The organism is Seohaeicola nanhaiensis, assembly GCF_042654245.1.
In the GTDB taxonomy this organism is placed as follows: Bacteria; Pseudomonadota; Alphaproteobacteria; order Rhodobacterales; family Rhodobacteraceae; genus Seohaeicola_A; species Seohaeicola_A nanhaiensis.
This window is the reverse complement of sequence record NZ_JBHSGI010000034.1, coordinates 287,867-307,732: the sequence shown is the minus strand read 5'-3', so window position 1 is coordinate 307,732 and position 19,866 is coordinate 287,867. Positions and strand designations below refer to the sequence as shown.

The window sequence follows — 19,866 nt, the reverse complement described above, 5'->3', positions numbered from 1 at the left end:
GCCATCACGGCCCCTCGAACATGCGTCCGCCGCTCGCGCCGCGCACACGGGCCTTGCGGTCGTTGGAGTTCTCGAAGGACTTGACCTCGGCGCGGGCGACCACGTTGTGGTGCACCTCGTCCGGTCCATCGGCAAAGCGCAGGGTGCGCTGGCCGACATACATCTCGGCCAGAGGGAACCACTGCGACAGGCCTGCGGCGCCGTGAACCTGCATCGCCTGGTCGATGATCTGCGCGGCCCGTTCGGGCACCATCGCCTTGATCGCCGAGACCCAGATGCGCGCCTCCTTGTTGCCCAGCACGTCCATCGCGCGGGCGGCCTTGAGCACCATCATCCGCATCGCCTCGATGTCGATGCGCGCACGGCTGATCGTCTCCATGTTCTTGCCCAGGTCGACGATGCGTTTGCCGAACGCCTTCCGGCTGATGGCGCGGTCGATCATCATGTCGAGCGCCTTGTCGGCGGCGCCGATGGAGCGCATGCAGTGGTGGATCCGGCCCGGCCCGAGACGCAGCTGGCTGATCTCGAAGCCGCGGCCTTCGCCCAGCAGGATGTTTTCCTTGGGCACGCGCACGTTGTCGAACTTGATGTGCATGTGGCCGTGGGGCGCGTCGTCATGGCCGAAAACACGCATCGGCCCGATGATCTTGACGCCCTTGGCGTCGATCGGCACGAGGATCTGGCTCTGCTGCTTGGAGGGTTCGGCGTCGGGTGAGGTTTTCACCATGGTGATCATGATCTTGCAGCGTGGATCGCCCGCGCCCGAGATATAGAATTTCTCGCCGTTGATCATCCATTCGTCGCCTTCCAGAACGGCGGAGGTCGAGATGTTCTTTGCGTCCGACGAGGCGACATTCGGCTCGGTCATCGCAAAGGCCGAGCGGATTTCGCCGGCGAGCAGGGGCTTCAGCCACTTTTCCTTCTGTTCCGGCGTGCCGACGCGTTCCAGAACCTCCATGTTCCCGGTATCGGGCGCCGAGCAGTTCAGCGTTTCCGAGGCCAGCGGGTTCTTGCCCAGTTCGGCGGCGATATAGGCGTAGTCGAGGTTGCTCAGCCCCTCGCCGGTTTCGGCGTTGGGCAGGAAGAAGTTCCAGAGACCATTGGCGCGCGCCTTGTCCTTGGCGGTCTGCAGCAGTTCCAGCTGGCCCGGCGCATAGGACCAGCGGTCGGCGCGGCCTTCGCCCAGACGGTAGAATTCCTCGGTGATCGGGTCGACGTTCTCGGTGATGTGCTTGACCACGGCATCCAGCAGCGGCCGGGCCTTTTCGGACATCCTCAGGTCGTTCAGTTCAGGGGGGTGTTTCGCCATCGACATATCAGCGTCTTCCTTTCACCGTTTCAGCGGTTTTTCCATTCGGGTTTACGTTTTTCGACAAAGGCCTGGACGCCTTCCTTGAAGTCTTCGGTCTGGGCCAGATCGCGTTGCACCTCGCGCGAAAACATCAGGCTTTCGGGCAGACCGTCGGCGACCGCCATACTGTTCAGGATCCGCTTGGTCGCCTTCACCGAAGAGGGGGACACGGTGCAGATCTGTTCGGCCAGCGCCATTGCGCGGTCCATCAGTTCGGCATGCGGCACCACCTCGTTGACACAGCCCAACCGCAACGCCTCGTCCGCGAGGATCGTGCGGCCGGTGATCATCATCTCCTGCGCGGCCAGACGGCCGATGTAGCGGCTGAGGCGCTGTACGCCCGAGGCCGAGGCGAAGAAGCCGACCTTGACCTCGGGCAGGGCGAATTTCGCCTGATCCGAGGCCAGGATGATGTCGCAGGACAGGGCCGTCTCGAACCCGCCGCCCATGGCGAACCCGTTCACTGCCGCGATGATCGGCTTTTCCAGGTCGAAACGCGAGGACAGCCCGGCAAATCCGCTGTCCGGCAGGCCCTTTTTCGTGCCGCCGCTTGCCGTCGCCTTCAGGTCGTTGCCCGCGGTGAAGGCCTTGTCGCCCGCGCCGGTCAGCACGGCAACCCAGAGGTTCTCGTCCGCCGCGAACGCATCCCAGCAGGCCGCCATCTCTTCATGCATCGGCAGGTGGACGGCGTTGTAGACCTCGGGCCGGTTCATGGTGACCAGCAGGATATGTCCGCGCGTCTCGGTCTTGATAAATTCGTAAGCCATCAGACCTTCAGGCCTCCTGTATCGATTTCCGTGAATTTTCCGCCGTTTGCGGCCAGATCCTTGAGCAGTTCCGCCGGCGCGAAGGCGGGATCTTCTTTACCCAACGCCTCCATCCGCGCCAGGATCTCGGGTGCGCCGACGGTATCGGCATACCACATCGGGCCGCCCTTGTCGGCGGGCCAGCCGTAGCCGTTCAGCCAGACCACGTCGATATCCGAGGGGCGCTGCGCCTTGTTCTCTTCGAGGATCTTCAGCGCCTCGTTGATCATCGGATAGATGCAGATCTCGGTGATTTCGTCCGGCTCCATCTTGCGCGGCTCTGCGCCGGTGATGTCGCGGATGATCCTGGCTGTCACGTCCGAGGGGATCGGCTTGCGGTTCTCGTCATAGTCGTAATAGCCCGCGCCGGTCTTCTGGCCCCGCCGGTCGATTTCGCACAGCGCGTCGCGGATCGGGTTCTCGGTCTTGGCGCCCTTCGACCAGCCGATGTCGAGACCGGCCAGGTCGGACATCTGGAACGGCCCCATCTTGAAGCCGAAGGTGTTCAGCGCCGCGTCCACGTCCCAGGGCATCACACCCCGATAGACCAGCTTGTTCGCCTGCCGCTGGCGCGCAAAGAGGATGCGGTTGCCCACGAAACCAGGGCAGACGCCGACCAGCACGGCAATCTTGTTGATCTTCTTCGCCAGATCCATGCAGGTCGCCACCACATCGTCCGCCGTTTCGCGTGCGCGCACGATTTCCAGCAATTTCATGACATTGGCGGGCGAAAAGAAGTGCAGGCCGATCACGTCCTGCGGCCGTTTGGTGACGCTGGCGATCTCGTCGATATCCAGGGCCGAGGTGTTGGTCGCCAGGATCGCACCCGGTTTCATCACCCGATCGAGTTCGGTGAAGATCTTTTTCTTGAGGTCCATGTCCTCGAATACCGCCTCGATCACCAGATCGCATTGCGCCAGATCAGAGAGCGACAGCTTGCCGTCATACCTGCCCATCCGCGCCTCGACCTCGTCCTGCGGAAAGCGGCCCTTGTCGGCGCTGTTCTGGAAGTTGCGCCGCACCACGCCCAGGCCGCGCTCCAGCGCCTCGGCCTTGGTCTCGACGATGGTCACGGGAAAGCCGGCGGTGACGAAGTTCATCGAGATGCCGCCGCCCATGGTGCCGGCGCCGATGATGCCGACGGTCCTGATCTCGCGGCGCGGGGTCGACTCGTCCAGGCCCGGCACCTCCCAGGCGGCCTTGCCGGCCTCGGCAATGTAATTGGCGGTGTCGCTTGTGTTCGGGGCGGTCATGTCGTCTCCTTCATCTGTTCAAGACAGGCGGTTCGGATGCTGCGCCGGTCCAGCTTGTCGGTGGTGCCACGGGGCAGGGCGCTCGTGTGCAGCCAGATGCGCTCGGGCACTTTGAACCTTGCGATCTGATTTTGCAAAAAGGCGATCAGCTCTTCTTCGCTGACGCGCGCGCCCGGATGCAGCGTCACGGCCGCGCCCACCACCTCGCCCAGGCGGTCGTGAGGGATGGCAAAGGCACAGGCCTCGGCCACCGCGACATGGCGGTGCAGCGCGCCTTCGACGTCCAGACAGGCGATATTCTCGCCGCCGCGGATGATGATGTTCTTCTTGCGGTCGACGATAGTGACGATCCCATCGGCGTCGATGAAGCCCAGGTCGCCGGTGCGCAGCCAGCCGTCCTGCATGGTTTCGGCCGTCGCCTCGAGTTTATTGAGATAGCACCGCATGTTGGAAGGACTTCTTACCGTGATTTCTCCGATCTCTCCGGACGGCACATCGCGCCCCTGATCGTCCAGAAAGCGCAACTCCTGCACCGGCGGATAGAGCCGGCCGCAGGCGCCGGGGCGCGCGACATAGTCCGGGCCGGCCATGCCGATGCCATTGGCGTTGGTCTCGGTCATGCCCCAGCCGGTGGCGATCTGCGCCGAGGGGATCGCCCGCGCCAGACCTTCGACCTGCGCCGCGGGCCGCTTGGCGCCGCCGGCGCCGACAAAGATCAGCGAGGACAGCGCCGCATCCTTGCGGGCTGCGGCATGGATCAGGTCGGCGCTTTGCGTCGGAACGCCAAGGAAGCGCGTGACCTGCAGGCTTTCGATCAGGTCGACGGCCTTGTCGGCATCCCATTTGTCCATCACGACCAGCTTGCCGCCGGCCGCGAGGCTGAGCAGGAACATCGGATGCGAGGCGGTGACGTGGAACAGCGGTGTAACCACGAGGAAACAGGGTCTGAGGGCAGGGGGCGCATCCGGCGGCGGCGGGGTGACCAGCGCGGCCAGTTCACCCTGCATCAGCCAGGTGAAGACGGCGGTCATCGCGCCCCGGTGGGTCAGCACGACTCCCTTCGGATGACCGGTCGTGCCCGAGGAGTACATGACGGCCATATCGTCATCTGTATCAAGGGCTTGCGCCGGCCAGTTCACATGCGATCCGGTGGCCTTGAAGGCGTCGAACGACGGCGCGAGTTCGGCGCCGTCGCGCACGCCGATCAGGTGCAGCCCCAGCGGTTCGATCAGCGACGTCATGCGACGGATGCGCTCGCCATCCGCAAAGACCAGCTTTGCCGCGCTGTCCTTCAGCGCATAATCCAGCTCGGGCGTTGTCCACCAGCCGTTCAGAAAGACCGCCACGGCGCCCATGGAGCTGATGGCCATGAAGAGGATCAGCAGCTCGGGGCAGTTGCGCATGGCAATGCCGACCGGCGTGCCCTGGGTGACTCCGATCTTCTGCAAGGCGTCGGCGGTGCGGCGCACGTCATTGCAGAAGGCCGTGTAACTCCAGCGCTCGTCGTGGAAAACCAGATAGTCGTCAAACCCGGCTTGCGGCGTTTCCGACCATTGCAGCAGCGCGCGCGTCGTGCCGGGAATATTGGCGAAGGTCTTGTAGCGCTGTCCGCGAATGTCGGCTTCGGTCACCGCGTAAAGCGGATTGGTTGTGGTGACATGCGTCACGGCCTGCGCCAGCGTCATGCCGGTCAAAGGGGCAAACCCCGGACGTGCCCGTATGTCGGGCCCAAGCGCCTGGCCATTCATGATCCTCCCTCGGCAGCGAGGCCTGTGCGGCCCGCGACTCTCCCTCGGGAAAATGTTAGAACGGATTGCCGGGGGTGCCAATGCCGCTTGTCGGAATATGTTTCCGCATATCGGATATTAACATAATACTGATTATGCGATTATAGGATGGTGACAAAGGCGGCTCCCCCATCCGAAGGAACCGCCCATAGCCTTTAGAAGAATGCCTGCAGCCCGGTCTGCGCGCGGCCCAGGATCAGCGCGTGCACGTCATGCGTCCCCTCGTAGGTGTTCACCGTCTCGAGGTTCACCATGTGGCGGATCACCTGGAATTCGAGGCTGATGCCGTTGCCGCCGTGCATGTCGCGGGCCATGCGCGCGATATCCAGCGCCTTGCCGCAGTTGTTGCGCTTGACGATGCTGATCATCTCCGGCGCGGCCTTGGCCTCGTCCATCAGCCGGCCGACGCGCAAGGATGCCTGCAGGCCCAGCGAAATCTCGGTCATCATGTCCGCCAGCTTCTTCTGGAACAGCTGCGTCTGCGCGAGCGGCTTGTTGAACTGCTTGCGGTCCAGCCCGTATTGCCGCGCTGCGTGCCAGCATGCCTCGGCCGCGCCCATCGCGCCCCAGCTGATGCCATAGCGTGCGCGGTTCAGACAGCCGAACGGACCCTTCAGCCCCTCGACATGCGGCAGCAGCGCATCCTCGCCGACCTCGACGTTGTCCATCACGACTTCGCCGGTCACGGAGGCTCGCAGCGACATCTTGTTCTGGATCTTCGGTGCGCTCAGCCCCTTCATGCCCTTCTCCAGCACGAAGCCGCGGATCTTGCCGCCATGCGCCTCGGACTTGGCCCAGATCACGAAGACATCCGCGATCGGCGCGTTCGAGATCCACATCTTCGAGCCGGTCAGCCGGTAGCCGCCCTCGGCCTTGACCGCGCGGGTCTTCATTCCGGCCGGATCGCTGCCGGCGTCAGGCTCGGTCAGGCCGAAACAGCCGATGAATTCACCGCTGGCGAGCTTGGGTAGATACTTCATCCGCTGCTCTTCCGAGCCGTAGGCATAGATCGGATACATCACAAGGCTGGACTGCACCGACATCATCGAGCGATATCCCGAGTCGACACGCTCAACCTCGCGCGCCACAAGCCCGTAGCTGACATAACCCGCGCCGATGCCGCCGTATTGCTCGGGGACCGTGACGCCCAGCAGGCCCATCTCACCCATCTCGCGGAAGATTTCCGGCTCCACGCCCTCTTCGGCAAAGGCCTTGGTCACGCGCGGCATCAGCTTTTCCTGTGCATAGGCGCGCGCGGAGTCGGCGATCATCCGTTCGTCCTCACTCAGCTGGTCGTCCAGGCGCAGCGGGTCGGACCATTCGAACCGGCCCAGATCGGGCGCGTCCTTGGCTTTGAGCGCGGGCTTCGGGGTGCTTGGGGCGTTCATCTCAGACTCCTCCTTTTGGGATTTGCCGCAGTCTAGGATTTGAACGGCCGAAAAAACAGCAAGACTTTTGCACGGATTCATGAGTTAATGGCATACATGCTCGCGCCCCGCCGACTCCTGCCCTCGATCTCCTCGTTGCGGGCGCTTGAAGCGCTCGACCGTCTTGGCAGTGCCTCGGCGGTGGCGGAAGAACTGTCGCTGACGCAAAGCGCGGTCAGCCGGCAGCTGCAGGCGCTGGAACGCCAGATGGGGATGGAACTGGTCGAGCGTGGCCAAAAGCGGCTGACCCTGACTCCCGAAGCGCAGGATTACGTCGCCGAGGTGCGCAATGCGCTGATGCAGATCGCCAATGCCTCGCTGCGGTTGCAGGTCGCGCCGATGGGCGGAACGCTGAACCTGGCGATCCTGCCGACCTTCGGAATGCGCTGGTTGATGCCCCGCCTGCCCGCCTTCGCCCGGCTGCACCCAAGCGTCACACTGAACATGTCGACACGGCTGGCGCCCTTCAACTTTGCATCGGAACCCTTTGATGCCGCATTGCATTATGGCCTTGGTGACTGGCCCGGCACCGACCGCCTGCTGCTCAAGCACGAGGCGCTGCTGCCCGTCGCAGCGCCGGCGCTGATCGAGGGGCGCGGGGTGCCCGACCCGGCGTCCCTGCTGAAACTGCCGCTGCTGCACATCCAGACCCGGCCGAACGCCTGGGCCGACTGGTTCACCGCCAAGGGAGCGCGGCCCGCCCGCGCCCTGCCCGGCACGATGTATGACCAATTCTCAACCATCACTCAGGCCGCCCTGCACGGGTTGGGCGTGGCGCTCATGCCCGACTATCTGGTCGAGGAAGAGGTCGCCACCGGCCGGCTGGTCGCGCTCTGCGGGCCGGCGGTCGAGGCGCGCGGCGCATACTGGCTGGTCTGGCCGCAGACACGGGCGCGCGACGCCTCGCTGGCCGCCTTCCGCGACTGGCTGGCCGGACAGGCCGAACCCGAGGATCCGCTGCCGCGCTAGGCGAAGGGCAGCGCCACGGTAAAGACCGCGCCCTGCCCCGGCTCGCTCTCGACCTTCAGCCGCCCGCGGTGGCGGTTCACGATATGCTTGACGATGGCGAGGCCAAGCCCGGTGCCGCCCAGCATCCGGCTGCGATGGGTATCGGCGCGGTAGAAGCGCTCGGTCAGGCGCGGCAGGTGCACCGGGTCGATGCCGGGGCCCTTGTCGGACACGCTGACGCGCGCCTCGCTATCGCCGGTCAGCGTGACCGTGACCAGCCCGCCGGAACTGCCGTATTTGATCGCGTTCTCGATCAGGTTGGTGAAGACCTGCCGCAGCTGGTCGGCGTCGCCCGGCACCGTGACCGCGACCTGTGGCGGGGTGAAGTCGAAGGCGACCTTCGAATCGTCGGCCAGCGGTCTCAGCGCCTTCAGCACGTCGGTCAGCAGCGCGCCCAGATCCACCGCATCCTTCGGGCGGATTCGTTCCTGCGATTCCACCCGGCTGAGCGACAGCAGGTCGCCGACCAGCCGGTTCATCCGGTTCGCCTCGTTGCCCATGATGCCCAGAAACCGCTCGCGCGCCGCAGGATCGCGCGAGGCGGCGCCGCGCAGGGTTTCGATGAAGCCCAGCAGCGCGGTCAGCGGCGTGCGCAGCTCGTGGCTGACGTTGGCGACAAAATCGCGGCGCATCTGCACGGCCTGTTCCAGAGGCGTCGCGTCCAGCAGCGTAACCAGCAGCGCCCCGGCCGTGCCGGCGGGGCGGCACGAGGCCTCCCACAGGGTCGCCTGCGCGCCCTCGCTGCCGGGCATCCGCACCTGCCGGGGCTGGCCGTCGGCCATGCTGGCGGCAATGGTGCGGGCCATGTCGGGCTGGCGCAGGATGGCGTCGTGGTGGCGGTCGACGATGTTCTGGCCGAACAGCGCCCTGGCCGCGGCATTGGCGGCGGCGATGCGGGCGTCCCGGCCGATCAGCAGCGCCGGCACCGGCAAAGCTTCGAGCAGGTCTCCCGCGATCTCCGCCATGGCTCAGGCCCCGGGCACGGCGGCGGCCACCGCCTCTGTGAAGACCGCGAGCAGCGCCTCGGGCTCCTCCAGGCCGACCGAGACGCGGAAGAAACCTTCGGAGAGGCCCAGCGCGGCGCGTTCCTCCACCGTCAGCGCCCGGTGGGACGAGGAGGCCGGGTGCGACAGCGTGGTGCCGACATCGCCCAGCGTCGGGGCAAAGCTCAGCCCGTCGGCGGCACGGGTGAAGGCATTGGCCGCCTCGCGCCCGCCGTTCAGCTCGAAACTCACCATGTTGCACCCCTGCCCCTGCAGCAGCGCCTTCGCGCGGGCGTGGTCGGGGTGGTCGGCGCGCATCGGATAGATCACCCGTTTCACGCCGGGCAGGGTCGCCAGACGGTCGGCCAGCGCCACGGCGGTGGCCTGCGCCCGCTCGAAGCGCAGATCGAAGGTCAGCATCCCGCGTTCGGCCAGCCAGCAGTCGAAGGGGCTGGCGGTCAGCCCGGCGGTCACCGAGAAGACGCGCAGCCGCTGCGCCAGCGCCGGGTCCTTGGCCGCAACCCAGCCCAGCATCACGTCGGAGTGCCCGGCCAGCAGCTTGGTGATCGAATGGATGACGATATCCGCGCCATGTTCGAAGGGGCGGAAGGCGCGCGGCGTGGTGAAGGTATTGTCGACGGCCAGCAGGATGCCGTGCTCCCTGGCCAGCTTCGCCAGTCCGTCGATATCGGCCACCCGCAGCGTGGGGTTCGACACCGCCTCGACCAGGATCAGCCGGGTTTCGGGCCGGATCGCCGCCGCAATGGCACCCACGTCGCCCGGATCGGCCATCGAGGTGGCAATCCCGAGGCGCGGCAGGTCCTCCTTCATCATCCGCAGCGAGCGGCCGTAAAGCTGGTTGCCGCCGATCACGTGATCGCCCGCTTTCAGCAACCCCAGCAGCACCGCCGAGACCGCCGCCATGCCCGAGCCGGTGACAACCCCGCCGCCGACGCCTTCCATCGCATCGAGCTTGGCCCCGACCACATCGGCGTTGGGATGGCCTTCGCGCGAATAGGTATAGCCGTGCACCCGTCCCTCGTATTGCGCATCCAGCGCATCGGGCGTGTCAGAGGCATAGACCACCGAGGGCGACAGCGGCGTCACCACAGGGCGGCTCGCACTTTCCGGCAGCGGATACGGGCGGACGATCGAGCCACGCGAATTCTTCATGGACGGAACCTTTCGAACAGAGTCGCGCGAGGTGTAGGCCGCCGGCGCCCGCCCGGCAAGCCTGTGGATGGCGCCGCGGCCCTGCCCTTCTCTGGTTTCCAAATACCTCGGGGGGGCCGCCGCAGGCGGCGGGGGCAGAGCCCCCTGCCCCGGCCGGGATCAGAGCGCGCGCATCTCGTCGCGGAAACGGCGCATGTTCTCCTGATAGTGCTTGGCGCCCAGGATGATCCGCGCGAGCGCCTTCTCGTCGACCTCGCGCACCACCTTGCCGGGGGCGCCCATCACCAGCGAATTGTCGGGAATTTCCTTGTTCTCGGTCACCAGCGCGCCGGCGCCGATCAGGCAGTTCTTCCCGATCTTCGCGCCGTTCAGGATCGTCGCGCCCATGCCGACCAGGGTATTGTCGCCTATGGTGCAGCCGTGCAGCATCACCTTGTGCCCGATGGTGCAGTTCTCGCCGATGGTCAGGGGAAAGCCCGCGTCGATGTGCATGACGCAGTTCTCCTGCACGTTCGACCCCTTGCCGATGGTGATCACCTCGTGGTCGGCACGGATGGTGCAGCCGAACCAGACCGAGGATCCCTCTTCCATCACCACCTGGCCGATCAGGTTGGCGTCGGGCGCGATCCAGGTGTCGGGATGGATCTGGGGGGTGTGGCGGCCCAGGGCGTAAAGGGTCATGACAGCTCCTCGAATTCTGTCTGGAGCGCGCGGACATGGTCCGTCAGCCCCGGTTGCTGCAGGCGGCGCAGGCGCGTCGCGGTGACGATGGTCTTGAGCTTGTCCTCGGTCGCGTCCAGGTCGTCGTTGACCAGCACGAAGTCGTAACCGCCCCAGTGGCTGATCTCGTCCCAGCTTTTCTGCATCCGCCGCGCGATGGTGTCCTCGGTGTCCTGCCCGCGCGAAACCAGCCGTCGTTTCAGCTCGGCAATCGATGGGGGCAGCAGGAAGATCGACAGCGTATGCGGCCCCAGGGCCGAGTTCTGGATCTGCTGTGCGCCCTGCCAGTCGATGTCGAACAGCACGTCGCGCCCGGCGCTGATCGCCGCCTCGACCGGCGCGCGGGGCGAGCCGTAGAAGTTGCCGAAGACATGAGCATGTTCCAGCATCCCGCCCTCGGCCACCTGGGTCTTGAAGGCGCTTTCGGTGACGAAGTGGTATTCCCGCCCGTCCCGTTCACCGGGGCGCGGCGCGCGGGTGGTCGCGCTGACCGAAAAGGCGATGGAGGGATCCCATTCGCGCAGCCGCCAGGCCAGCGTCGACTTGCCCGCGCCCGAGGGGCTGGACAGGATGATCAGAAGACCGCGCCGTTCCGCCATCCCTTACTCCACGTTCTGCACTTGCTCGCGCATCTGGTCGATGATGGCCTTCAGTTCCAGCCCCACCGCCGTCAGTTCGCTCGACTGCGACTTGGAGCAGAGGGTGTTGGCCTCGCGGTTGAATTCCTGCATCAGGAAATCGAGCTTGCGCCCCACCGCGCCACCATCGCGCAGCAGGCCGCGGGCGGCCCGCACATGGGCGCCCAGGCGGTCGATCTCCTCGGTGACATCGGCCTTGACGGCCAGCAGCGCCAGTTCCTGCGCGACCCGGTCGGGATCGGCGCCGCCGGCACTGTCGAGAACGCGGGCCAGGTTGGTCTTCAACGCCTCGGCGCTGGCCGCCTTGCGCGCCTCGGCCAGTTCGGCGGCGCGGGCGGTCAGCGTTTCGACCTGGGCCAGCTGTTCGGTCAGGATGTTGGACAGCGCGGCGCCCTCTTCACGGCGCATGGCGACGAAATCGGCCACCAGTGCCGGAAACTCGGCGATCAGCCGCGCGACCAGCGGGGCAGTGTCCTCGGCGCCGGTGCCGGGTTCCAGCATGCCGCGCAGCGCCAGCAGCTCGCCCGCGGTGGTCGGGGCGAGGGTCATGCCGCGCGCGAGCGCCTCGGTCTCAAGTTCGTGCAGCGCGTCCAGAACCACGCCCATGGTCGCGGTGTTCAGCGTCAGGGTGCCCGCCGTCTCGTCACGGCCTATTCGCAGCGAGAGGGTGATGTTGCCCCGGGTGACCGATTTCGACAGCTCGGTGCGCAATGCGCCCTCGAGACCGTCCAGCCAGTCGGGCACGCGCAGCCGCAGATCCAGCCCCTTGCCGTTCACGCTGCGCAGGTCCCAGGCCCAGCCATAGGCGCCCAAGGCGCCCTTGGCCGAGGCGAATCCGGTCATAGAAACGATCATCTGGCTCCCTGTCCAAGGCATCCCGCACGGGTCCGGCCGCGCAGGGGCACCTAAAGCGCTTTGGCGCCCAAGGGCAACCCCGCACCACCTCTGCCACGTTAACCAATGGTAAAGGTTTTATGCGCGGAATGACTCAAATGTGCCATATTAAGACTCAGCTAACCAATATGAAGTAAATGTTTCGAAGCGGGTGACGCGTCGGTCTCCCGGCCGGGCACCCTTTGGAGATGATCATGATCACGAACCATGGCAATCCTGCCGGTCCCGACGCCGAGAAGGTTGTGACGTTCAAGCGGTTCCGGGGAGGCCCGGGCCTATCGCCGATCCGTCAGGCCGAGGCCTACTGGTCGGCGCTACGCGACGGGCCGGGCATCCCCCGTCGGTCGCAGATCGACCCGCGCGGATTGGAGAACCTGCTCGAATACGCCTTTATCCTGGAATATGTCGCGCCCGGGATCGCCCGGTTCCGCCTCGCCGGCCAGCACCTGTCGCTGCTATGCGGAATGGAGGTGCGGGGGATGCCCGTGAGCGCCCTGTTTGCGCCGATCTCGCGCGCCAATGTCGCAGCCGCGCTGGAGCATGTGTTCGAGACGCCGGCCGTGGCCGAGCTAAGTCTGACCAGCGAGCCGCGCTATGGCCGCCGCCCGATCAGCGCGCAGATGATCCTTCTGCCGCTGAAGAACGATCTGGGCGATATCAACCGGGCGCTCGGGGTCGTGGTTTCGGATTGCGACGACGACGGCGCGCTGAACCGGTTCGATGTCACCTCGACCCAGTTCCGTCCCGTGTCGGGGCTACGCTATGAAGCTGACCCCGCGGCCGAGCCGCTACGTCCCGTGCCCTCGGGCGCCTTCCCCCCGCCCCAGGGCCCGGTGTCGCTGCCCGGCCTGGCCGAACCCAAGACCCGCCTGCGCGGCCGCGCCCCGCATCTGCGGCTGGTGACCACGGAGTGATCGGCCCGGGCCGAACCTCAGGGCGACGCGAAAAGGCGTCCTGAACCGTCACTCGGAAATTCAAATTTAGAATCAATATCTTGAAAGGCGTCCTAGCTGGGACGCCTTCCAGACGTTGCGTTCAGGCGGTCAGATCGCCGCCCGGGCCGCACGATCGGCGCGCAGATTCGACAGTTCCTCGGCCACCAGGAAGGCCAGTTCCAGCGACTGGCTGGCGTTCAGGCGCGGGTCGCAGGCGGTGTGATAGCGGTCGCCCAGATCCTCGTCGGTGATCGCCCGCACGCCGCCGGTGCATTCGGTCACGTCCTTGCCGGTCATCTCGAAATGGACGCCGCCGGGCACCGTGCCTTCGGATTTGTGGATCGCGAAGAACTCCTGCACCTCGCGCAGGATCGAGTCGAACAGCCGCGTCTTGTAGCCCGAGGCCGCCTTGACCGTGTTGCCGTGCATCGGGTCGCAGGTCCACAGGACCTTCGCCCCCTCCTCGCGCACGGTCCGGATCAGCTTGGGCAGGTGGTCGCCCACCTTGCCGGCGCCAAAGCGCGCGATCAGCGTCAGCCGCCCGGCCTCGTTCGTCGGGTTCAGCCTGGCCAACAGCTTTTTCAGGTCGTCCGGCGTGGTCGAGGGGCCGCACTTCAGACCGATGGGGTTCTGCACGCCCCGGCAGAATTCGACATGCGCGCCGTCCGGCTGCCGCGTGCGGTCGCCGATCCAGATCATGTGGCCCGAACCGGCCACCGGCAACCCCGTGGTCGAGTCGATCCGGCACAGCGCCTCTTCGTATTCCAGCAGCAGCGCTTCGTGCGAGGTGTAATAGTCGACCGTATGCAGCTCGTGCGTGTTCTCGCCGCTGAGGCCCGCCGCCGCCATGAAGTCGAGCGAGTCCTGAATGCGCCCCGCCATCTCGCGGTAGCGTTCCGCATCCTCGCCGTCTGTGAAGCCCAGTGTCCAGGAGTGGACGCGGTGGATATCGGCGAAACCACCGGTCGAAAATGCGCGCAGCAGGTTCAGCGTCGCCGCGGCCTGGGTATAGGCCTGCAGCATCTTGGCCGGGTTCGGGATCCGCGCTTCGGGGGTGAAGTCGAGATCGTTGATGATGTCGCCGCGGTAGGAGGGCAGCTCGACCCCGCCCAGCACTTCGGTCGGCGCGGAGCGCGGCTTGGCGAATTGTCCCGCCATGCGGCCGACCTTCACAACCGGCACCTTGGCGCCATAGGTCAGCACCATCGCCATCTGCAGCATCACCTTGAAGGTGTCGCGGATGTTGTCGGCCGAGAATTCGGCAAAGCTTTCGGCGCAGTCGCCGCCCTGCAGCAGGAAGGCCCGGCCCTCCGAAGCCGCGCCAAGTGCCTTCTTCAGGCGGCGCGCCTCGCCGGCAAAGACCAGCGGCGGATATTTCGCCAGTTGCGCCTCGGCCGCGGCCAGAGCCCCGGCATCGGGATAATCCGGCATCTGCACCCGCGGTTTGTTCCGCCAGTTCGTCTTTTGCCAGTCGCCCATTGCCACACCCTTTCTGCACAGTCGTGAGGACCGTGTTATACAAAACCGCGCGACGACTGGCCATATCCGAAATGCGACCACTTGACGTCGCTGAAAAGCTCTGAAAATGCTGGTGCGCTTCGCTTCGGCAAAGGCGCGCGGCGCCAAGGGGGTCCGCACCATGAAAGAGCACCGTCAGGTGGCCAAGGCCATGGCGCCGGTTCCGAAGACGCGAGAGTTCGTCTTCGTTCTTGTCGACAACTTCACGCTGCTGAGCTTTTCCGCCGCTCTGGAAAGCCTCCGGATCGCCAACCGCATGGCGGATCAGAAGCTCTATTCCTGGCGGCTGGTCAGCGAGGATGGCAAGCCGGTCAGCTGTTCGGCGGGCGTGGTGTTTCAGGTCGACGGCGATTTCGCCGAACTGACGCGCGAGGACACGATCCTGGTCTGCGGCGGCATCGACATTCAGGACGCGACGACCAAGCGGCTGCTGAACTGGCTGCGGCGCGAGGCGCGCCGGGGGCTTGTGGTGGGCGGGCTCTGCACCGCCGCCTTCACGCTGGCCAAGGCGGGGCTGCTGGACAGCAAGCGTGCCACGATCCACTGGGAGAACGCCGACAGCTTTGCCGAGGAGTTCGAAGAGGTCCAGCTGACCAAGTCGGTCTTCGTGATCGACGGGAACCGGATGACGACGGCCGGCGGCACCTCGTCCATCGACCTGATGCTGAAGCTGATCGCCGACCAGCAGGGCGAGGATCTGGCCAATGCGGTGGCCGACCAGCTGATCTACTCCTCGATCCGCACCGATCAGGATACGCAGCGTCTGTCGGTTCCGACCCGGATCGGCGTACGCCATCCCAAGCTGAGCCAGGTCATCCAGATGATGGAGACCAATATCGAGGAGCCGATCAGCCCGGCAACCCTTGCCCGCGATGTCGGCATGTCGACCCGGCAGCTGGAACGGCTGTTCCGACGCTATCTGAACCGTTCGCCCAAACGGTATTACATGGAGCTGCGGCTGCAGAAGGCCCGAAACCTGCTGATGCAGACGGACATGAGCGTGATCAACGTGGCGCTGGCCTGCGGCTTTGCCTCGCCGTCGCATTTCTCGAAGTGCTATCGCGCCCATTACGACACGACGCCCTATCGCGAGCGCGGCAGCCACGCGGCGCGGCTGTCGATCTGATCACCGCGGCGTCATCCGATAGACGGCGCCCTGCCCCACGGACAGGAACCAGATGCTGCCGTCCGGCGCCTCGATCACGTCGCGGACGCGCTGAGTTTCAGGACCCTTCAGCTGTTCCGCCTCCTGCATCGGCTCGCCGTTCAGGCGCGCGATGTAGTCGAACTTGAGCGAACCGACGAAGACGTCGCCCTTCCATTCGGGCCAGAGCCTGCCGGAATAGACCATCAGGCCAGAGGGCGCGATGGAGGGATCCCAGTAGAAGGCGGGCTGTTCCATCCCCTCCTTGCGGGTGCCTTCGCCGATCTTTGCGCCGGTATAATGCACGCCATAGCTGATGACCGGCCAACCGAAATTGGCGCCGCGGATCGAGCGGTTGATCTCGTCGCCGCCCTTGGCACCATGTTCCGAGGTGATCAGCCGCCCGTCGAGATCAAGCGCGGCGCCCTGCACGTTGCGGTGGCCGTAGGACCAGATTTCGGGCAGCGCGCCGGCGCGGCCGACAAAGGGATTGTCCTTGGGCACGGTGCCGTCGCGGTTGATCCGCACGGTGGACCCGTTGTGCGATGCGAGATCCTGCGCCGAGGGCCCGTGTCCGCGTTCGCCGAGCGTGACATACAGCGTGCCATCCGCTGCCTCGACCACCCGGCTACCGAAGTGGTGGCCGGAACTGCCGGCGGGCCGGGCGGCGAAAATCCGTTTCACATCCTCGAGCGCGGTCCCGTCCTCCGACAGGCGGGCCACGGCCAGCGCGGTGCTGCCGCCGGTCTCCTGCGGGAGAACATAGGTCAGGAACAGCGCGCGCGTCCGGTCGAAATCGCGGGCGACGGTCACGTCGAGCAGGCCGCCCTGCCCGCGCGCCCGCACCTCGGGAACGCCGGACAGCCGGTGCCGCCCGTTGTTGGTGAAATGCCACATCGCCCCTTCGCGCTCGGTCACCAGAAACCCTCCGTCCGGCAGCACATCGACCGCCCAGGGTTCCTTGAGCCCGTCCGCCATGCGCGTCAGGGTCACCTGGTCGGCGAGCGGCTGCGCCGCCAAAGCGGCGGGAAGACCCAGGGAAAGAATGGAAATGAGACAGCTCAGCAAACGCATTGGGAAACTCCGGCTTGAACCTTCGAGATAGGGACTGAGACTGGCTGCACAAGTCGGCGTCACCGGCTGGTGATCCAGCGTCAGCCCGATATCGAAGCTCTTCCCTTTTGTGCAAAGCTTGCCTAGGCTTGACTCTGAACATTCATGTTCCAACCAGGGAGTAAATGCATGAAAAAGCTGCTATTGGCCACTGCCGCGACCGCGCTGATGACCGGATCGGCCCATGCCGAGGCACATGGCAAGGAGGTCAAGCTGGGCATTCTGATCGGCTTTACCGGACCAATTGAATCCTTGACCATTCCGATGGCCTCGGCTGCGGAAATGGCGATCAAGGAAGTGAATGACAGCGGCCTGCTGCTGGATGGCGCCAAGGTGACGGCGCTGCGCGCGGACACCGGCTGTATCGACAATGGCCTGGCCACCTCGAACGCCGAAAAGCTGATCGCCGACGGCGTGAACGGCATCATCGGCGGCGACTGCTCGGGCGTCACCGGCGCGGTGCTGCAGAACGTGGCGATCCCGAACGGGATGGTGATGATCTCGCCTTCGGCCACCTCGCCGGGCCTGTCCACGGTCGACGACAAGGACCTGTTCTTCCGCACTGCGCCGTCGGATGCGCGCGAAGGCCAGGTGATGACCGATATCCTGATGGATCGCGGCATCAAGTCGATCGCGCTGACCTATACCAACAACGACTATGGCAAGGGCCTGGCCGACGCGATCAAGTCGAACTTCGAGGCCGCGGGCGGCAAGGTCACGATCTATGCGGCGCATGAGGACGGCAAGGCCGACTATTCCGCCGAAGTCGGCGCGCTGGCCGCGGCCGGTGGCGATCTGCTGGTTGTCGCGGGCTATCTCGATCAGGGCGGCGCGGGCGTCATCAAGGCGGCGCTGGACGCCGGCGCCTGGGAGACCTTCGGCCTGCCCGGCGGCATGATCGGGGAAAACCTGCCCAAGACCATCGGTCCCGACCTCGACGGCTCGTTCGGCCAGATCGCCGGTTCGGGCGGCGAAGGCATCGAGAAGCTGAAGGAACTGGCCGGCGGCGCCTTTGACGTGACCTCGCCCTATTCGCCCGAGTCCTATGACGCGGCGGCGCTGTTCCTCTTCGCCATGCAGGCGGCCAATTCGACCGATCCGGCCGCCTATGGGCCGAAGATCCTGGAAGTGGCCAACGCACCGGGCGAAAAGATCTATCCCGGCGACCTGGCCAAGGGGCTGGAGATCATCAAGGCCGGCGGCGACATCGACTATGTCGGCGCCTCGGCGGTCGAGCTGATCGGACCCGGCGAAAGCGCCGGCAGCTATCGCGAGATCGAGGTCAAGGACGGCAAGAACGAAACCGTCCGCTTCCGCTGATCGCGGGACCTGAAACACGGGGGTCCCGGGCCATGCGCCCGGGGACCCCGGCAACAACCATAATATGACCGCCGGACAATGGCGGCATGACAGGGGGACGCGATGATCGACGTCCATGACGTGCACAAGCACTTTGGCGGCTTTCATGCGGTCGACGGTGCCACTTTGTCGATCGCCGAAGGCTCGATCACCGGGCTGATCGGGCCAAACGGCGCAGGAAAGACCACGCTTTTCAACGTGATCGCCGGGGTTCTTCAACCGACCTCGGGGAAGGTGACCATGGCGGGCGAGGATATCACCGGCCTGCCGCCGCATGAGCTGTTCCACAAGGGGCTGCTGCGCACCTTCCAGATCGCGCATGAGTTCAGCTCGATGAGCTGCCGCGAGAACCTGATGATGGTGCCGGGCAACCAGTCGGGAGAGTCGCTGTGGAACACCTGGTTCGGCCGCAAGCGGATCGCCGAGGAGGAACGCGCGCTGCGGGCAAAAGCCGACGAGGTGCTGGACTTCCTCACCATCTCGCATCTGGCCGACCAGAAGGCGGGCGAAATTTCGGGCGGGCAGAAGAAGCTGCTGGAACTCGGGCGCACGATGATGGTGGACGCGAAGATCGTCTTCCTGGACGAGGTCGGCGCCGGGGTGAACCGGACGCTGCTGAACACCATCGGCGACGCCATCCTGCGGCTGAACAAGGAGCGTGGCTATACCTTCGTCGTGATCGAGCACGACATGGATTTTATCGAACGGCTTTGCGATCCGGTGATCTGCATGGCCGAGGGCAAGGTGCTGGCCGAGGGCACGCTGGCCGAGATCAAGGCGAACGAGCATGTGATCGAGGCCTATCTCGGCACCGGGCTCAAGCATCGCGACAAGGTGGGCACGTGAGCGCGCGGGCGACGGAGGCCGGGGGGCTGTCTGCCCCCCGGACCCCCCGAGGATATTTGCGGCAAGAGGAAGAAGGGGCGCGGGGATGAGCGGCAATCCGTATCAGGACGACCGCGGCAACAAGGATTTCACCATCGCCAATCCGCGCGCCGGGGGCGAGGCCGAATTTCGCAGGGGTGGCAGCGCCCGCGCCGCGCCGGGCGGCCCGTTCCTGGTGGGCGAGGCGATGACCGGCGGCTATGGCAAGGGGCCGGACATCCTGACCGACTGCACCATCGCGGTCGACAGGGGCGAGATTGCGGTGATCGTCGGCCCTAACGGCGCGGGCAAGTCGACGGCGATGAAGGCGATCTTCGGGATGCTCAACCTGCACGGCGGCCACGTTAGGCTGGACGGCGAGGACATCACCGACCTGTCGCCACAGGACCGGGTGATCAAGGGTATGGGGTTCGTACCGCAGACCAGCAACATCTTCACCTCGCTGACGGTGGAGGAGAACCTGGAGATGGGCGCCTTCATCCGCACCGACGATTTCCGGGACACGATGGCGCAGGTCTATGACCTGTTCCCGATCCTGAAGGACAAGCGCCGCCAGCCGGCCGGGGAACTGTCCGGCGGGCAGCGCCAGCAGGTTGCGGTGGGCCGCGCGCTGATGACCAAGCCCAAGGTGCTGATGCTGGACGAGCCGACCGCCGGTGTCTCGCCCATCGTGATGGACGAACTCTTCGACCGGATCATCGAGGTCAGCCGAACCGGCATCCCGATCCTGATGGTGGAACAGAACGCCCGGCAGGCGCTGGAGATCGCCGACAAAGGCTATGTGCTGGTGCAGGGGCGGAACGCGCATACGGGTTCGGGCAAGGAGCTGCTTGAAGACGCGGAAGTCCGGCGGAGTTTCCTGGGGGGATGAG

The 19,866-nt window shown here is 65.7% G+C and carries 18 protein-coding genes; 6 read left to right on the top strand and 12 right to left on the bottom strand.

Annotated elements, in window-relative coordinates:
• Positions 1-4: 4 nt before the first annotated feature.
• From ACFO5X_RS25465 to ACFO5X_RS25445, 5 genes are all read right to left on the bottom strand, one after another.
• On the bottom strand, positions 5-1,315 hold the full coding sequence (locus ACFO5X_RS25465; RefSeq protein ID WP_380722972.1) for an acyl-CoA dehydrogenase family protein: 1,311 nt from the start codon (positions 1,313-1,315) through the stop codon (positions 5-7).
• Positions 1,316-1,338: 23 nt separating this feature from the next.
• Positions 1,339-2,118: an enoyl-CoA hydratase-related protein gene (locus tag ACFO5X_RS25460; protein ID WP_380722970.1), complete on the bottom strand. Its 780-nt coding sequence runs from the start codon at positions 2,116-2,118 to the stop codon at positions 1,339-1,341.
• Positions 2,118-3,410 carry a 3-hydroxyacyl-CoA dehydrogenase gene (locus tag ACFO5X_RS25455; protein ID WP_380722968.1) on the bottom strand — a complete coding sequence of 431 codons (1,293 nt, stop codon included), beginning with the start codon at positions 3,408-3,410 and terminating at the stop codon, positions 2,118-2,120. Before ACFO5X_RS25455 ends, ACFO5X_RS25460 begins: the two co-directional genes overlap by 1 nt.
• Positions 3,407-5,158, bottom strand: a complete 1,752-nt coding sequence (locus tag ACFO5X_RS25450; protein ID WP_380722966.1) for a class I adenylate-forming enzyme family protein — start codon at positions 5,156-5,158, stop codon at positions 3,407-3,409. Before ACFO5X_RS25450 ends, ACFO5X_RS25455 begins: the two co-directional genes overlap by 4 nt.
• Positions 5,159-5,352: 194 nt before the next feature.
• Positions 5,353-6,585, bottom strand: coding sequence for an acyl-CoA dehydrogenase (locus ACFO5X_RS25445; protein WP_380722964.1), 1,233 nt, complete (start codon positions 6,583-6,585; stop codon positions 5,353-5,355).
• 96 nt (positions 6,586-6,681) lie between these two features.
• On the opposite strand from ACFO5X_RS25445, the gene ACFO5X_RS25440 reads away from it, so the two are divergent.
• Positions 6,682-7,593 carry a LysR family transcriptional regulator gene (locus tag ACFO5X_RS25440; RefSeq protein WP_380723250.1) on the top strand — a complete coding sequence of 304 codons (912 nt, stop codon included), beginning with the start codon at positions 6,682-6,684 and terminating at the stop codon, positions 7,591-7,593.
• Here the strand turns inward: ACFO5X_RS25440 and ACFO5X_RS25435 are convergent.
• The 5 genes from ACFO5X_RS25435 to ACFO5X_RS25415 all read right to left on the bottom strand — a co-directional run bounded on the left by ACFO5X_RS25435 (position 7,590) and on the right by ACFO5X_RS25415 (position 11,989).
• Positions 7,590-8,597 carry a sensor histidine kinase gene (locus tag ACFO5X_RS25435; protein ID WP_380722962.1) on the bottom strand — a complete coding sequence of 336 codons (1,008 nt, stop codon included), beginning with the start codon at positions 8,595-8,597 and terminating at the stop codon, positions 7,590-7,592. The genes ACFO5X_RS25440 and ACFO5X_RS25435 overlap by 4 nt on opposite strands.
• A 3-nt stretch (positions 8,598-8,600) precedes the next feature.
• A complete protein-coding gene (locus ACFO5X_RS25430; RefSeq protein ID WP_380722960.1) occupies positions 8,601-9,788 on the bottom strand; it encodes a trans-sulfuration enzyme family protein in 1,188 nt (395 codons plus the stop codon).
• A 159-nt stretch (positions 9,789-9,947) separates the two neighbouring features.
• A complete protein-coding gene (locus tag ACFO5X_RS25425; protein ID WP_380722956.1) occupies positions 9,948-10,469 on the bottom strand; it encodes a gamma carbonic anhydrase family protein in 522 nt (173 codons plus the stop codon).
• Positions 10,466-11,107, bottom strand: a complete 642-nt coding sequence (gene gmk / locus ACFO5X_RS25420; RefSeq protein ID WP_380722950.1) for a guanylate kinase — start codon at positions 11,105-11,107, stop codon at positions 10,466-10,468. The genes ACFO5X_RS25425 and gmk overlap by 4 nt, the downstream gene beginning before the upstream one ends.
• Before the next feature lie 3 nt (positions 11,108-11,110).
• The gene (locus ACFO5X_RS25415; RefSeq protein WP_380722948.1) at positions 11,111-11,989 is read right to left on the bottom strand and encodes a YicC/YloC family endoribonuclease; all 879 of its coding nucleotides are present in this window, start codon (positions 11,987-11,989) and stop codon (positions 11,111-11,113) included.
• 245 nt (positions 11,990-12,234) lie between these two features.
• Between ACFO5X_RS25415 and ACFO5X_RS25410 the strand changes: the two genes are divergently transcribed.
• Positions 12,235-12,954 (top strand): PAS domain-containing protein, encoded by a 720-nt coding sequence (locus ACFO5X_RS25410; RefSeq protein ID WP_380722946.1) that lies wholly within the window; start codon positions 12,235-12,237, stop codon positions 12,952-12,954.
• A gap of 129 nt (positions 12,955-13,083) precedes the next feature.
• Here ACFO5X_RS25410 and ACFO5X_RS25405 read toward each other — a convergent pair whose 3' ends face one another.
• Positions 13,084-14,454, bottom strand: coding sequence for a class II 3-deoxy-7-phosphoheptulonate synthase (locus ACFO5X_RS25405; protein ID WP_380722944.1), 1,371 nt, complete (start codon positions 14,452-14,454; stop codon positions 13,084-13,086).
• Positions 14,455-14,614: 160 nt separating this feature from the next.
• On the opposite strand from ACFO5X_RS25405, the gene ACFO5X_RS25400 reads away from it, so the two are divergent.
• A complete protein-coding gene (locus ACFO5X_RS25400) occupies positions 14,615-15,619 on the top strand; it encodes a GlxA family transcriptional regulator (protein WP_380723248.1) in 1,005 nt (334 codons plus the stop codon).
• On the opposite strand, the gene ACFO5X_RS25395 is transcribed toward ACFO5X_RS25400, so the two are convergent.
• The gene (locus ACFO5X_RS25395) at positions 15,620-16,711 is read right to left on the bottom strand and encodes a PQQ-dependent sugar dehydrogenase (protein WP_380722942.1); all 1,092 of its coding nucleotides are present in this window, start codon (positions 16,709-16,711) and stop codon (positions 15,620-15,622) included. It lies immediately after the preceding gene.
• Between the two features lie 168 nt (positions 16,712-16,879).
• Between ACFO5X_RS25395 and ACFO5X_RS25390 the strand changes: the two genes are divergently transcribed.
• From ACFO5X_RS25390 to ACFO5X_RS25380, 3 genes are all read left to right on the top strand, one after another.
• On the top strand, positions 16,880-18,070 hold the full coding sequence (locus tag ACFO5X_RS25390) for an ABC transporter substrate-binding protein (RefSeq protein ID WP_380722935.1): 1,191 nt from the start codon (positions 16,880-16,882) through the stop codon (positions 18,068-18,070).
• A 102-nt stretch (positions 18,071-18,172) separates the two neighbouring features.
• Complete coding sequence (locus tag ACFO5X_RS25385; protein ID WP_380722933.1) at positions 18,173-18,955, top strand: ABC transporter ATP-binding protein; 783 nt, start codon at positions 18,173-18,175, stop codon at positions 18,953-18,955.
• Between the two features lie 85 nt (positions 18,956-19,040).
• Complete coding sequence (locus tag ACFO5X_RS25380; RefSeq protein WP_380722931.1) at positions 19,041-19,865, top strand: ABC transporter ATP-binding protein; 825 nt, start codon at positions 19,041-19,043, stop codon at positions 19,863-19,865.
• Position 19,866: the final 1 nt, after the last annotated feature.